Origin of the sequence: Pontibacillus salicampi, assembly GCF_042434395.1 — a bacterium.
Classification (GTDB): domain Bacteria; phylum Bacillota; class Bacilli; order Bacillales; family BH030062; genus Pontibacillus; species Pontibacillus salicampi.
The window spans coordinates 612,188-627,114 of sequence record NZ_JBHLTP010000003.1; the positions used below are offsets into that span (position 1 = coordinate 612,188).

Sequence of the window (14,927 nt, forward strand, 5' to 3'; positions counted from 1 at the left end):
CCGATGCTAAGTTGATCCATTTGAACATTTATGGGCGGATATCAAAATATATGGGCGAATTTTAAAATATATGGGCGGATATCAAAAAATATGAGCGAATTTCGAAATTTATGGGCGAATATCAATATTTATGAGCGCACTACCTTGTTGGGCTGCAGGAAAGAGAGCGTTTATTAGAGCATACCTTCCTCCCATCGCCACTTCCATTCTTTCACAAAAGGGGCACGATACTTCATTATCGCCAACAAGCAGTCAAAGGCTTAAAGGAATCCCGGATAATAAATTTGAATATTATGAATTTAAGAAAAGCACTTAACAAACGAATGCGGAAGGGATATACTTAGTTCCACATTAGAAAAACGTTCGTACACGTGAGGAGGACAAACATGAAAATAGGTTTACTACCAAGGCTCATAATCGCCATCATACTAGGAATTGTAGCAGGTTTACTACTCCCTCAGTGGTGGATACAACTTTTTGCCACATTTAGTGGAATGTTAGGGAATTTCTTATCGTTTATTGTTCCGCTAATTATTATTGCCTTCATAGCACCTGGAATTGGCGAGTTAGGTAAGGGAGCTGGTAAGCTAGTAGGGTTAACGACCACGTTAGCCTATGCTTCATCTGTATTTGCTGGTTTATTGGCATTTGCTACTGGCAATTACTTGTTTCCTAAAATACTGGAAGGCGGCAGTATGAATGGAAACTTCGAAAATCCGGAAGAATTTTTACAAAGTCCTTTATTTCAAGTAGATATGCCTCCTGTTATGGGAGTGATGACGGCACTTATTTTATCCTTTATTCTGGGACTAGGTCTTGCAGCTGTGCAAGGTGATACGCTTCAACGGGGCCTTGAGGATTTCAGAGCAATTATTGAGAAGGTCATTCAATACGTTATCATCCCTTTATTACCCGTTCATATCTTTGGTGTTTTTGCCAATATGACATATGGTGGTCAAGTAGCTACCATTATGGCAACATTCATTAAAGTATTTGCCCTTATTATTGTATTGCACCTAGTGATGCTCACCCTTCAATATAGTGCTGCTGCTTTTGCATCAAAGCGGAATGTTATTAGCTTGTTGAAGACGATGGTGCCAGCTTACTTTACAGCTCTTGGTACTCAGTCATCTACTTCTACTATTCCGGTGACCTTGGACCAGACAAAGAAAAATAAGGTCCGGGATAAAGTAGCTGAATTTGTTGTTCCTCTATGTGCGAATATTCATCTGTCTGGGAGCACGATAACAATAGTCAGTTGTGCGATGGCTGTTATGTTCGTCAATGGCATGGCAATGGAACCAACAACGATTATTCAATTTATTCTTGCACTTGGCCTTACCATGATAGCCGCCCCAGGTGTCCCTGGCGGAGCTGTTATAGCTGCTCTCGGTTTGTTACAGTCTATATTAGGCTTCAGCGAAACAATGACAACGCTAATGATCGCTCTTTACCTGGCTCAGGATAGCTTTGGTACAGCAACTAACGTCACAGGAGACGGGGCTATCTCTGTACTAGTTGATGCTATTTTTGGTGAGAAAATGGAGACAGAAGCTGAGCAGCAAGAGCACGTTTCCGCATAATTACAGACTGCAAGGCGTTTTTTATCTAGGCTCTGTTCAAGAAAGGCGAATGTTTGCGTCAAATTACTTGAACAATGCCATGACATAATAAACTGGGAATTTACCTTTCCATCTGCAGCCTATTATCTCCAAATTTCTCATGGAAATGATAAGCCTGTTCCTCTTCAAAGAGACGATTATAAAACACAGCATGACTATATCCATCGTATAGCGTGAAAAGATAAATAGATGGAAAGAAAAGCAGCCATTGTGGGTTAATAAGAGGCTGTATTTCGGTAAATTGCCCAGTCATCGTTAATAGGACTACTAGTGGTAATTTAGTAAAGTAGCTAATGGTTATCATCCATCCGAGTAACGTAATACCGCTAATGATTTTATTGTTACAAAGATGATATAATCCTGGAAAAATTCCATTCCAAACAAAAGCCATTCTAGGATTTCTTATATTCAGGGTATTCATGCCCCACGTATCGATTGCCCCAAAAGCCGTTTCTTTTATCGATTGCTTCTCTTCGATGAGAGAAGACTTGTTCGTATCGATGCAAATACGGTATGAATCCCATATAGCAAATACAAAGAATGAGGAATATAAGATGAGCCAGTTATAGTTAACAACCTCATGAACTGCTTGAAATTGTCCTGTCATGGAAAAAAATATAGCCGTATTTAAGTGGGAAAGAGTGTTCAATACAATCTCTCCACTCACTAGTAATAACCCTTTTAGGTAATGTCCAAGATGGATATGCCCCATACCAGGTAACGCTGCAGACCACCATGCCACAATAATCGGTCTGCGCTTTTTAATATAATTAACATCAAATGCTCCTACTTTGATTTTTGGTCTTCTTGGCTTAAAGAATTGCACCTTCTGGATATTTTTTACCATTTTTTCACCTCGAATGACTAGTTTCCCCATAATTTAGATAAACTAGTTATTGGTGTTATTTGTAAAAAGAGGTGTTCTTATGCACGTATTTGCTGCTTTTGAAAGTAATGAATATGTAGAGATGGCAATTGGAGAAATAGTGGAGCATAAATTTCCAGAAGACAGAATCGTATTTGTAGAAATGAACAACGAAGAGCGGGGCAGGGTATTACTTGACAGCATAAATTATTCTGATGGTATGAGCTTCTCTGATACTACTGCTGCTCTTGCAACGATAGGTATGTTACTTGGTGTCATATACGGCTCTGTTCTCTATATTGGACCAGTGTTCATTGGTTTGCTCGGCTTGATTCTAGGTGGGGTAATAGGCTACATAATAGACAGAAGGAAAGAGAAAAACAAAATGGAAAAAAGGAAGAAAGAGATCAATATTAGAATGCTCTTTGTCATTCAGTGTAAAACCTATCAAGAAGTGCAGCTCATTCAGGATATCTGTCGTAAATATTTTGTATCCTATTTAGGTGTGCATGATACAAGCCAATCACAAGTATAGTCTCCTTCCTTGACCATACAGTTTACCTTGTGCATGTTATAATATGATACACCGTTTAGAAATAAGGTGTATTAACGAGGTATTTCGGTCAGTATGAACAAGGGAGAGTGAGTGCTTGGAACCATTTATTCATAATCATCATTTTAACTACATTCAGCAACAAATTTATATATTACAATACTCTGTGAAAAGCGTTCATGATAAGGAAATTTTGAGCGCTATCCGTTATGAGGCAGAGCGTAAAATTACATCCATCTTCACTTCATTGACAGAAGAACAGAAGCGTTTAGTTACCTCCTTTAGTGATCTTCATCAAGAGCATGAATTCTATGGGTATCTAGAATCGCTGCTTCCCTATAGAGTTATGTTTCCATATATGACGGAAGTAGAAGTGAAGAATTTGTTTCCGAACAAGAAAATGGATGTCCCCGCCTTATCCTACATTAATTTTAAAGCCATTTCTTATTTAGGATGGAATGATCATCAGCTCCAGAAGAAATATATCATATATCCTTTTAAAGGAAGAATAAGAGCGATTGAAGCTCATATTACTTCTATCCAACAAAAGAATGTATGTGCATTATGTAATCAATTTACGAAGGTTGGATTAGTGACGGCCCAAACAGAAAATAGCAGCGGTGCTTACTATAAAGCAGTAGGCAATTACATCTGTATGGATAGCTATGAATGTAATAGGAATATAACAAATATTGCTAACGTGGATACATTTGTAGAGAGGATAGTGACCGGAGAGTAGTAGGGGGGTAGATAATACTCTATGTATTGGACAAGGGTGATGCGAATACCGGATACGCACCACCCTCTTTTTTGCATTCTCATTTATTTTACTTCAAATCTTTTATAAGTTGCCGCGGTAGTGATCACTGCTTATTGTAAAAACCTTAAATAACGAAAGCCCTACCTCTCTTCCGTCCTTGCGACTCCTAGGTCGCGCCAGCATAATTAAGGTGCATGCTGAAGCTTTCACAGTTTGCCATGTGATTTTACCGTAAATGTAATGGGAATATGCTTGTTTAAGCATTTATTTACTCAATAAGTTGCTTACAAATATATAATTATACATATAGTTCTATGAACTGTAAAGGGTTTTCTCTAAAAAAGTTATTCCACTTTTGTATCTCCTATCTTACCCTTTAGCTATAACAAGGTAGAAACTCTCTTTTTTTATCTTTTCCATAATAATTACCAACAACTTAAGTCTCTAACAAGCCGGAAATCACAAAGAGGTTACACTTTATATAATATTATGTTGTTAAAATTTTTTTCGTTTTAATTATGGAAGATTTTCCACTTAGTGAGGCGGGTATATTTTTTACAAATAGAATAAACTAATGTCTAGGAAGCTAGAAAGAAAGGAGGGGCGAATATGGCTGAAAAGTGGATGAAAATGAATTCGCGTTTTGAAAAAGAAAAGCAGGAATATGAAGAACATATTCGTTTTAAAGATCACTATGCAGAAGATAATGATAAACTAAGTGACCTAGAATTACTTTCCATATATTATAGTAATAATGCGACCATCCCATTAGATATAAGTAAGTTTCATGATAAACGGTAAATCAGCTGAAGGCCGACCATCCATTGATGATGGTCGGCCGTTTTTATGGTTATTTGCGACTCAATAAGTTTTTGAAACGTGTATATGGACATTTGGAGAGAGCTGAATCATCATCTCGTAAAAAATATTGCTTCCACTCATAATTATCTTCCTGTCCATACCATTTCAAAGAAGGGTGGCCAGGCATACCATCGTATTGGAATAATCGTTCTCGTATAGCTTTTTTCATTTTTCGTCCAAAGGGTGTGGAATCATTTATTTCCTCAAACACCCATCTTGGCTGAAAAGCGATGAGAAAATGAGTAAAGTGCCGACTTTTTCTAATCGTATGGGCGGGGGTGGCACAAAATGCGAAATAAGGCTCACCATGAAAACAAAATTCCCACTGGTGGTCGTGGGGATCTTTTGGTATATCCTCAGGCCATTCTTTTTCATCGTAGCGACTTATGCCGTTCAACACATTCCAGAATAGACGCTCATATTGCTCCACATCATAACCCTCTATCATATCAACAGGGGTTTCGAACAAGAAGGCGATAGAGGCATATTTTCCAGTGTCACGTGAGCATTCTGTATATTCCTTAAGTAGTGCAGCACATGATTTATAGGAGGCCTCTTCTCTCGGATCTCCAATAAATCCATAGCGTAAATGATCCATAAGGAAACCCTGACGCCCAGGAACGCATGGATACGTATTGTCCTTATCGGCGATCATGTTCTTAAATGCAGTAAATGCTTCGTGCTGCCAAGGTGTAAACTGGGACGGGTTTTCTTCGATCATGCTCTTAGATAAAAGGTGTGTCATTTATAATCCTCCTCACATGGTTAACATAAGCAGAGGAGAAAATTAGGTGACTGTCCTTATTAGAAAAAGAGCATTTTTACAGCCTGATAGCCGAAATATAAGCCGAACCCAACTAATACTATCCCGGCTGCAATGGATATAAAAGTAAGGAGGTTGTGATTCCCTACCTTTCTGAAGGTGCTAGCTACAAAGGCCATAGTCGCATCCCACGCTAGAATACCGATGAAGATTCCTGAACTATATACCAGCAACGTGATGCCATCATTCGTTTCCATCGTGTTAGCCAGAATGGACCCGTATATACCTAGCCAAAATAAGATGTTAAGTGGATTGGATAAAGCCATAAAAAAACCTGTAAGGAAGGAGCGTTTGCCTGATTGTTTCGCCCTAGTATTCTCCATGACGGATTGCTTAGCATGCACGATGCTTTCTATCCCAGTATAAATAAGTACAAATGTACCAAATAACCATAAGAACGCTTTGACGATAGGTATAGAAACAAACTGGGCAATTCCAAAATAGATAAAGAGCATGAATAACATATCTGCAGCCATAGCACCGATCCCAACGAGCCAGGCACTCAAGAAGCCAAATTTGATTCCTTTGTCGAGCTGCGCTGCATTAATAGGACCAATCGGAGCTGACAATGATAATCCTAACAGTATGTAGCTGACAAAACTATTCACGAATAAAGCACACCTCCTAATACATATATGTTTTTATTCTATGTAACAGTAGAAGCTTGTACTACACCAAAGCTCTTCTCGTGTGAAGAAGAGCTTCAGCATGTAGAAAGTTATTTTTATTGAACGTTAATGTCTAATCTGCACTCAACCGTTTACAAACAGAAAAAAAACAGGTTTTTGAATAGCTTATCAGCCCTGTTAATATTTAGGAGCAGCAAAAGTCTTATTGACAGCGTATAGTTCTCTCATCAGGGGAGTGAGACATGTTTAACCACGATGTAATGGAAGAGTCATACAACGAATACCGCCTCCTCCTTTTTCGAGCTCAGTTACGTCTATCGAAATAATGTTCTTCTTTTGCAAAGAAGGATGCTCCTTCAAACTATTCTTATTGCATTGCTTGCTCACAAGAAGCGTTTCAGGGTTTACGTTGAGGAAGTTAATATCTGGAATGGTTTTATAAGACTGTAGCCAGTGTATATCAAATCCATGTCGAAATAGAAATGCATCCACCATACTAAAGCTTGAGGAGCTTTCTGTTATGACTTGAACTGGAAAGTATTTTAAGAATTGCTTCGCAACCACAACATCAGAGCCTGCAACGTTGCAATTCATATCTAAATGGAGAGTGCTAGCGCTTCGTGGCAGGTCAATAATTCCAATTTCGGAAAACCCGGCCTGGAATATGGCTTCTTTTACCCTCTCCAGACTCGAGATACTTGTTCTCATCCCTACGTTGATAAAAATAGCATCTTTATTCAGAATAAGAAGATCACCAAATTCTAAGGCTTTAATATCATTATTTTCATTTATCTGAAAAGCATCTGGTAGCCAATGAGACAATAATAAATGAAATTGAACATATTCAGGCTTTCTCATCGAGGTCCCAGCTTCTCCTGGCAAAACAGACTCCCCAAACACACATGCTAAATCTCTAACAAAGACACGGTTAATCAACTGCTTACTTAGATGCAGGTCTTTGTCTGACAGAAATTCATCGTACATGATGGTTCGAACGCCTTCTTGTTGAAGAGCTCCTACTAAATTCTCATGACACTCTCTTGCCTTGGATTGATCAACTGGACCATTCCACTGTACTTGAGTAGCAATCTTCATGTCCGTCACATCTAGATCGGAAGGAGGGCAAAGAACGACTGAATGCAATGGTTCATGTTCAGAAAAGCAGCTTGCGTGTATTGAATCCAACACCTATCAGCTCCTTTGAAAATAATAATGTATAGATTTAGATTCCCCGCAATTTAGTAAGATGATACAAAAGCATCCAATTACTAAAAATTTTTTCCAATCAGCTGAACCAATTGTTTGAATAAGCAATTTATTTAGATTATTATGATTAATGGAAAGTGTAAGTGGAAAATGTATCTATAGAGTCTCGAAACTTAAGAGGAGGTAGAACAATGGAATCAACTGAAACACAACAAAACCAAACAGTAATGCCGCGCATCAATGATCAAGCACCACAGTTTACTGCTGCGACAAGTCAGGGAAATATTAGTCTTGAGGATTATAAAGGTAAATGGGTAGTCTTGTTTTCCCATCCATCAGACTTTACACCAGTATGTACGACAGAATTTGTTGGTTTCCAAGAAATCTATCCAGAGCTTAAAGAACTCAATACAGAACTGCTTGGACTAAGCGTAGATAGTGTAAACTCCCACATTGCTTGGATTCGAAGCATTGAAGAGAACTTTAATACTACAATTGAATTTCCAGTAATTGCAGATTTAGATAAGCAAGTAGCCATGAAATACGGAATGATAATGCCTGGAGAAAGTCAGGTGGAAACGAGTCGTGCCGTATTTGTTATTGACGACAAACAAAAAATTCGTTCTATCATCTATTACCCATTAACAACAGGAAGAAATATGCAGGAAATTCTTCGACTAGTTAAAGCGTTGCAAACAACAGATAAGCACAGCGTTTCTACTCCAGCTAACTGGACGGAAGGAGACAAAGCAGTGGTAGCTCCTCCGAAAACACAAGAAGCAGCGGCAAAGCGTGCACAAGAAGAGGGTATTGAATATATCGATTGGTATATTTCCAAAAAAGATGTCTAAGAGAAAGGCTATCCCATTGCGGATAGCCTCAGCTTGTAGAGAAACCCCCTTGTTTCCTACAAGCTTTTTTCATGTATGCGGGCTGGCAAATACCACTCGCTTTCCGCGGACGAACGCCCGAGCCTCCTCGTTTGAAACCCACACTCGGGGGTCTCGGATCGCCCGTTTTTCCGCAGGAGTCTCCTGGTATTTGCCAGCCCTTCACCGAAAAAGACTCTCCTTCACCTAACACACCCTTGATAGGTGAAGGGCAATCTTTTTCATGTTCTGACAGGCAGCTGTCCGTAACGCCTGTTCGCGCACATTTTCTTTTCCGGGCAGGCGACAATAACGCAGCCCATGCAGTTCTTTTGAATCTGCGAAGCTACGCTCCACTTTCTCTTTTCTCATTCGATATATCCACTTACCTTCATTAGATAGACGGTTCAACCGAACCTGCTCTTTGGCTCCTTCCCACACATGACGTGTAACGGTTTTTTGGTGTTTTTGATTCTGGGTGCACTGCACGAGTAAAGGGCAATCCTTACATTTTTCTGGGTTTGATTTATAGTGTCGATACCCGTCACGGTCGGTCGTGCTGTAACTGAGCACTTCTCCTTGAGGACAGACATAATAATCCATTTCCTCATCATATTGATACTTCCATTTTGGAAGATGGCCTTTCTTCGATTAATACCTCCTGTGAGCAATGACAGCGAATATATCTCTTTCTTTGATCAAGCCATGACAGATCGGGTTCGTCAGATAACCCGCATCTAAACCAACTGCCTCTACCTCAAACCCAAATCGTTTCACCTGTCGATCCAACCGTTGAAGGTAGGGCTTCGAATCGTGCACATTTCCCGGAGTGACATGAACATCTGTAATGATATTATGTTTCAAATCCGTGGTACGATGGTCGAGGTAAAAGAAGCCCTCCGGCTTGTTTTCACGATAAAGATACTCACTTCATTGCGGATAGCCTTTTATTTGTTGTGAGGTGCAAATCAGGAAGGGCCGGTAATAAAATTGATATTGCATGCTCTGGGGTTCATTTACATGCTTAGTCGTATGTATTCATTTAGGTTGTTAGGAAAAAAGGAGAGGTGTTCTTATGAAACCTCTCCTTCCTAGTATTCAATTATGGTTATAATATGGTTTGTAAAGAGGGATCAAGAACGCCTTCTCCTCCATAAAGAGTAATGGAATGTATTTGCTCGATATACTCAAGCACCTCCTGTTGCACATGAGCCTGTTTGGTTAGCAGAAGGGGCATATTGTTTTCATATGCATATCTGCTTCCTGATAAGGCATCTGGAAAGCGCGTCCCATTTGCTATCCCTGCACTAGTTGCTTGAGGGTAGTACGATTTAGCAATCTCTAATGCGGTCAACGCTCGGTTACTGCCGGAAATTCGTTCTACGTTTTCTATTCCAAGGCTGTGAAGCTGTGACTCAGCATTAGAAGGGACGGCATTAGGTCCACCAATTATTGTAATGGAGGATATGGATGGATTATTCGTTATATATGTTTGTAATTCAGGGCTTAATGCCTTGCTTGATGTGTTTAACAGGATTGGTTTTTGCACCTTTGTTGCATAAGGTACGATACTTAGCGCATCGGCGAAATCATTCCCATCCACTAAAAATATACCGTTTGGTTTGGTGGTAACCGTCTCTGCAATATTAATTGCTGTTTGGACGCGGTTTTTTCCAGCGATACGATTGATAGGGTAATGTAACGATTGGAATTGTTTGTAGATATTATCTGATACCGCACCTTCTCCTCCTAATACCTTTATTTCTCCTGAGGGTTTAAGAAGCCTTTGTGCTTCCTTCAATTGAGAATGAATGATAGCTTGCTTATCGTTTATTAACATAATTACCCCGTTCAGCGTGTTATTTAATACGCCGCCAGCTAAGGCATCAGGGTAGTTATTCCCGTCAGTGAGAATGATTGAATCTAACGTATGATCTGGGATTTTATGAGTGAATGCTTGGGAGGTTTCGTAACGATTGCCTCCAGCGATTCTGCTGAAGGAAGTTCCATTTGTAACCTCATAGTCAATCATATTTTCTTGGTCATAGCCTGCCGCATTTATATTTCCTGCATGGTCTACAAGCTTTATTGCGCTTAACGTCCAAGTGCCAGCTGCAGTGTTGTCATTAATTGTAATGTGAGCATTGAACTTTCCTTTATTGTCGGTTACTTTCTTCACTATGCTACGATCACTCATAGAATTCTCGATGGTCAGTTGGACATAATCCACCCCTGATTCTCCATCATGTGAATGAATGGAAATGGTTACATCTTCACCTGGCTTTACTTTCTTTTTGTTAATTTCTACTTTCTGTAGCTTCGGAGCAGTTGTATCTTGATTCATTGGGATGGATGGCTTTTTCTCCCACGCATCGTAATCATGTAATGTAATGCCTTTAAATCCTTTTAAATCACTGGAGGCATAATAGCTTCTTACAATTGCCATTTCTTTTTCTAGCTGAAGAGTAGAGCGATTATGAAAGCTTACATAATCAAGGTCATTTGGCATTAGCTCTAGTCCCACTTCTATTTTAGGGGAATTTGCGTATTCTATTTCACTCCTAGTTAAGGGGATTATACTGTTAGGTCCCAATGCGCTGTTTCGATAAGCCATTAACGTCACATAGTCCTGTTTATCTATCATTTCCTCATAGAAATGATTATAGTAATCTGTAACAGCTTCTTGATCGGTCCAAAAGGGTAAAGCACTCCCAACTATTAGTCCGTTCTCTTTTGCAAAATTAATGTACTTGCTCGCCGAATAGGACCATTGCTTTAATACATCCTGACGATCCTCATCCCAATTAGGCAATACATAAGGTTCTACATCAAAATGAACGCCAATGAAGGCGGCATTCTTTGCTACGCTATCATTATATGCAAGTACTTTCTTTACTCTTGCTATAGCATCATCACTATATGTTTTTAATCCCCAGAGCGGGTCTCCCATTAATGCATGTACATGTATGCCTTCGGTATTTGCTGCCTGGATAAACCTTGCATAATGATTGTTACTTATTCCAGGATTAAAGTGTAAGTAGACGTTGTTAACCTGCTGCATACTAAGCTTCTCCATAGTTTGTCTTGTATTTTCAGTTACTTCTCTGCTATTCCAAATCCACACATTTTTTTGAGCGTGATACTCGTGTAAGGCATCCTGTACTGCTTTAGAATATGTAGAATAGGTCTTGGTTTTAGCTGTTGTAGATAATGAGGAAAAAGAATTAGCATTCACTTTTTCCTTAAAGAAAGCCTGACCTTGTGCTTCTGTAAGTGTAATGGATACTTCATCTGCATTCTGCTGTTGCAGACCAAGCTCTTCTCTAACCTGGAAACCATGTATCATTAAATGCTTTTTTACTAACTCTCTTAATTTACTGTTCCCGCCTGTAATATAGGTTAAAGGCTTTGTCCCGCTCTTCCCTTTTATAGATAGTATAGTTTCAGGAGGAACCATAGCTTCCTTAATAGATAGGCCTTCCTTGCTAACACTACTATTCTCCTGATTCATTTTATAGTGATTATATATTTCTCCCCCTATGGACTCAGCAAGTTGTGTTGTAAATGGTAGGAAATCGCTTTGGATCTTTCCATCCACTAAGGTGGAGTTATTATAATTAGTATATAAAAAGGTGTGACATGTCTCTCTGCAAATCACCTCTTGCTTTGTTTTTTCTTCAGTCTCTCCAAACACAGTGCCACTGTTACTAATCGAAAGGAATAATAAACAAATGAAAACAAGAATGTTATGTCTTAACAACTTATGTGTCTCCTTTATTTGGTTTTGAACTACTCTTTTACATTAGGTTGTTTCCGTCTAAAGCAGGTAAAATATTTCTATTATATAGTAGTAGGGTTGCATGCGAAAAGTGGGATGATAGCTGAGGTAAATGGGTGTACATTTAAGTGATGAAATCTTTATTTCTACGAAAATAACACGAATGAATAAGCTCTGTATTTATTGTCGGCATATTCTAGGTATATATAAATAGATGCTTCAGAAAAAGATGATAAAAAATTACTATGGTTTGGATTTACTCATTAGAAAAGAGTGTACTCTTCTACGTGAGCTTTGGGGTAGGTAATGATGGGGGGTATGAGAGCTATGTCCACCCCATATGCCCTTCCCGTTTATATGACTCTGTATTAGTGGAGTTAACAGAGGGGGGATCAGTGCCTGAGTTGGGGTAGCTGATAAGAATGGAAAAAAGACGGCAATTCAAATTGTCGCCTGGTAGATAGGTAGGTAATACGACTTACTACTCAATACATGGATAGATAAGAGGGTGCCCCCCCTTCATGAAGGGGGCACCCTCTTTATAAATACTACGATTGCTGTTTTTGGTTATTAATTTTGGATGTAACGTTCAAAAACAGATCCGAAGTCCTTTTGTGTGTATTTCTCCCTGCTTTCAGCTAGCCAGTTAAAGGCGTGCTGGTTAATTTGCTTAAATTCATCCGATAGTTTCATTTCAGTGCCATGAGCATGGTTTTGATTGAGGGCATTAGATGCGTAGTCCAAGCTCTGCTTGGTGAAGTCCATATATGCTTCATTGGTGTCGTGGATTTCTTGAATTTTCAGCATGGTTTTATACAAATCCTTTAATTCTTCAAGGTTTTTCTTATGAACATCGATAGAAAAGTGCTGATTACCCATGGTGAATTTAATTTCTACGTCCAGATCTACTGTGCCGGCTGTTTCTAGTGCAACATTTCTAATCGAATGACTATAATAATCATAACGGTGAAGGGTACGCTTTTTACTTGTAGCGCTTGTGCCGTCTAGGTGGATTAACGCTTTGTTTGTGAAGCAGTATTCGTCTGATTGAGACATGATTAAGAAGTAAATCGTTTCTCCATCCTCATGCATAACATAATCGTCTGCATCAACTTTGTCGAAATCTTCTCGTTTAACTACCTTACCAACATCACTTAGTCCTAGTGCGTCAGAAGCTACTTTTTTAAACATTGTATCCATCCCTTTCTTATCCATTTCGCTCCCATTATAGCACAGCCAAAATTCGCCGAACCACAGAGATGCTGTTTTGTCATTAGACCGTAACAGAAATTTACAGACTGATTATGACGTTGGTCTCAAATAGTAGTTTAGAGTAGTCTATACCGGTTCTTGTATTCGTGTTAGACTTCAATAAAGAATTGAAATCGTTATCAGGATTGGAGGGGATGTTCCGTGGAGTTAACCATCGATCATTATGAAAATGAATTGTTTCAAACCTTTTTTGAAAGTGGAAGCTTTTGCATTGTTGTAGTGGATGAGAAGGGTGTTATTTCCTATATTAACGACAGTTACTGCCGCTTTCTAAAAATTAATAAGCACGAGGCGATAGGTACCCATGTAACAAAAGTAATTGAAAATACGAGAATGCATCTAGTGGTGGAAAGCGGAGAAGAGGAAATGGCGGATTTGCAATACATAAGAGGTAATTACATGATTGCTAACCGGATTCCGCTCGTTGCAGATGGGGTCGTAATCGGTGCTTTCGGTATGGTATTATTCCGTGATACAGAAGAATGGCTTAAAATGAATAGTCATATCAGGGAGTTATTGCTTGAGCTGAAAGCGTATCGATTTCAGCATAATAATCAGGGTCCAAGCTACTCTCTCCATCATATTATTAGCCAATCCTCCCAGCTGACTAAGTTAAAAGATAAGATTAAGAAAATAGCTCCAAGTGATGTGTCTGTGCTGTTAAGAGGAGAAAGCGGGACAGGTAAGGAGTTGTTTGCCCATAGTGTTCATCATCTTAGTGAACGAAGTAATCAGCCGTTTGTAAAAGTAAATTGTGCAGCGATACCAGAGCATTTATTAGAATCAGAATTATTTGGCTATCAGGATGGAGCATTCACAGGAGCGAAGAAAGGTGGCAAAGCAGGTAAATTTCAGCTTGCAGACAAAGGCACCATATTTTTAGATGAAATTGGTGATATGCCGTTAAGCGCACAAGTGAAAATATTACGAGTCCTGCAAGAAGGAGAGGTGGAGGCTGTTGGAGCGGTCCACCCTCAAAAGGTAGATGTAAGAGTAATTGCTTCAACTCACCAGCCATTGGAGGCATTGATTGATAGTCAACAATTTCGTGAGGATTTATACTATCGTATTAATGTAATGGAATGTTATGTGCCGCCGCTTCGGGAACGTTCTAGTGACATTCCACTGTTAGCTCATACTTTTCTGCAAAAGGTATCTGAACGTATCGGAAAAAGGGTGGCAGGATTTGAAGAAGATGTATTGCAGGCGTTCACCTTGTACGGCTGGCCTGGAAACGTAAGAGAGCTTGAAAATGCAGTTGAATCAGCTGTACATTTAACGAATAATGAATGGATACAACTAGAAGACATCCCATCCTCCGTTTGGAAAAAAAGGGAAAATACGTTGAAACAGGTAGATTTGAAAGCTCAGCTGGAAGAGGCGGAAAGGACGGCTATCAAAGATGCTTTGCAGCGTGCCAAGGGGGATAAGAAGGAGGCTTCCCGATTATTGGGAATTGGCAAGTCTAGCCTTTATGAAAAAGCGAAAAAGTACCACTTATAAAATTCCATATATTCAGAAAGTCGTTCCGTGTTTTCGGAATGGCTTTTTTTATTAGTACTGTTGGTTTTTGGTGTGTGGCAGGTAATGTTTTTCTGGAAAATTGGAACAAAGAGTGATGTGGAAGTAAGAGGTGCACCACAATGAAGGCGTTTTCAATTTTGGCACAATTTTTGCATATTTGTGAGC

General features: G+C 39.3%; 12 protein-coding genes and 1 pseudogene. 6 read left to right on the plus strand and 7 right to left on the minus strand.

Features of this window, described 5'->3' with window-relative positions:
* The first annotated feature begins 386 nt into the window (after positions 1-386).
* Positions 387-1,583 (plus strand): dicarboxylate/amino acid:cation symporter, encoded by a 1,197-nt coding sequence (locus ACFFGV_RS04560; RefSeq protein WP_377345390.1) that lies wholly within the window; start codon positions 387-389, stop codon positions 1,581-1,583.
* Between the two features lie 100 nt (positions 1,584-1,683).
* On the opposite strand, the gene ACFFGV_RS04565 is transcribed toward ACFFGV_RS04560, so the two are convergent.
* A complete protein-coding gene (locus tag ACFFGV_RS04565; protein WP_377345391.1) occupies positions 1,684-2,469 on the minus strand; it encodes a hypothetical protein in 786 nt (261 codons plus the stop codon).
* 79 nt (positions 2,470-2,548) lie between these two features.
* On the opposite strand from ACFFGV_RS04565, the gene ACFFGV_RS04570 reads away from it, so the two are divergent.
* The 3 genes from ACFFGV_RS04570 to ACFFGV_RS04580 all read left to right on the plus strand — a co-directional run bounded on the left by ACFFGV_RS04570 (position 2,549) and on the right by ACFFGV_RS04580 (position 4,601).
* On the plus strand, positions 2,549-3,022 hold the full coding sequence (locus tag ACFFGV_RS04570; protein WP_377345392.1) for a hypothetical protein: 474 nt from the start codon (positions 2,549-2,551) through the stop codon (positions 3,020-3,022).
* Positions 3,023-3,137: 115 nt separating this feature from the next.
* On the plus strand, positions 3,138-3,779 hold the full coding sequence (locus ACFFGV_RS04575; RefSeq protein WP_377345393.1) for a FusB/FusC family EF-G-binding protein: 642 nt from the start codon (positions 3,138-3,140) through the stop codon (positions 3,777-3,779).
* 630 nt (positions 3,780-4,409) lie between these two features.
* Positions 4,410-4,601, plus strand: a complete 192-nt coding sequence (locus ACFFGV_RS04580; protein ID WP_377345394.1) for a hypothetical protein — start codon at positions 4,410-4,412, stop codon at positions 4,599-4,601.
* 49 nt (positions 4,602-4,650) lie between these two features.
* Here the strand turns inward: ACFFGV_RS04580 and ACFFGV_RS04585 are convergent, their stop codons facing one another.
* The 3 genes from ACFFGV_RS04585 to ACFFGV_RS04595 all read right to left on the minus strand — a co-directional run bounded on the left by ACFFGV_RS04585 (position 4,651) and on the right by ACFFGV_RS04595 (position 7,301).
* Positions 4,651-5,406 carry a YqcI/YcgG family protein gene (locus ACFFGV_RS04585; RefSeq protein ID WP_377345395.1) on the minus strand — a complete coding sequence of 252 codons (756 nt, stop codon included), beginning with the start codon at positions 5,404-5,406 and terminating at the stop codon, positions 4,651-4,653.
* 59 nt (positions 5,407-5,465) lie between these two features.
* Positions 5,466-6,092 carry a LysE family transporter gene (locus ACFFGV_RS04590; protein ID WP_377345396.1) on the minus strand — a complete coding sequence of 209 codons (627 nt, stop codon included), beginning with the start codon at positions 6,090-6,092 and terminating at the stop codon, positions 5,466-5,468.
* Between the two features lie 267 nt (positions 6,093-6,359).
* A complete protein-coding gene (locus tag ACFFGV_RS04595) occupies positions 6,360-7,301 on the minus strand; it encodes an arginine deiminase family protein (protein ID WP_377345397.1) in 942 nt (313 codons plus the stop codon).
* A gap of 209 nt (positions 7,302-7,510) precedes the next feature.
* On the opposite strand from ACFFGV_RS04595, the gene ACFFGV_RS04600 reads away from it, so the two are divergent.
* A complete protein-coding gene (locus ACFFGV_RS04600; protein WP_377345398.1) occupies positions 7,511-8,170 on the plus strand; it encodes a peroxiredoxin in 660 nt (219 codons plus the stop codon).
* Positions 8,171-8,395: 225 nt separating this feature from the next.
* Here the strand turns inward: ACFFGV_RS04600 and ACFFGV_RS04605 are convergent.
* From ACFFGV_RS04605 to ACFFGV_RS04615, 3 genes and pseudogenes are all read right to left on the minus strand, one after another.
* Positions 8,396-9,118: pseudogene (locus tag ACFFGV_RS04605) on the minus strand (transposase); the annotation flags it as partial.
* 178 nt (positions 9,119-9,296) lie between these two features.
* Positions 9,297-11,948, minus strand: coding sequence for a cell wall-binding repeat-containing protein (locus ACFFGV_RS04610; RefSeq protein ID WP_377345399.1), 2,652 nt, complete (start codon positions 11,946-11,948; stop codon positions 9,297-9,299).
* Between the two features lie 588 nt (positions 11,949-12,536).
* On the minus strand, positions 12,537-13,157 hold the full coding sequence (locus tag ACFFGV_RS04615) for a PH domain-containing protein (protein ID WP_377345400.1): 621 nt from the start codon (positions 13,155-13,157) through the stop codon (positions 12,537-12,539).
* A 222-nt stretch (positions 13,158-13,379) separates the two neighbouring features.
* Between ACFFGV_RS04615 and ACFFGV_RS04620 the strand changes: the two genes are divergently transcribed.
* Positions 13,380-14,741 carry a sigma-54 interaction domain-containing protein gene (locus ACFFGV_RS04620; RefSeq protein WP_377345401.1) on the plus strand — a complete coding sequence of 454 codons (1,362 nt, stop codon included), beginning with the start codon at positions 13,380-13,382 and terminating at the stop codon, positions 14,739-14,741.
* The last annotated feature ends 186 nt before the right edge of the window (positions 14,742-14,927 follow it).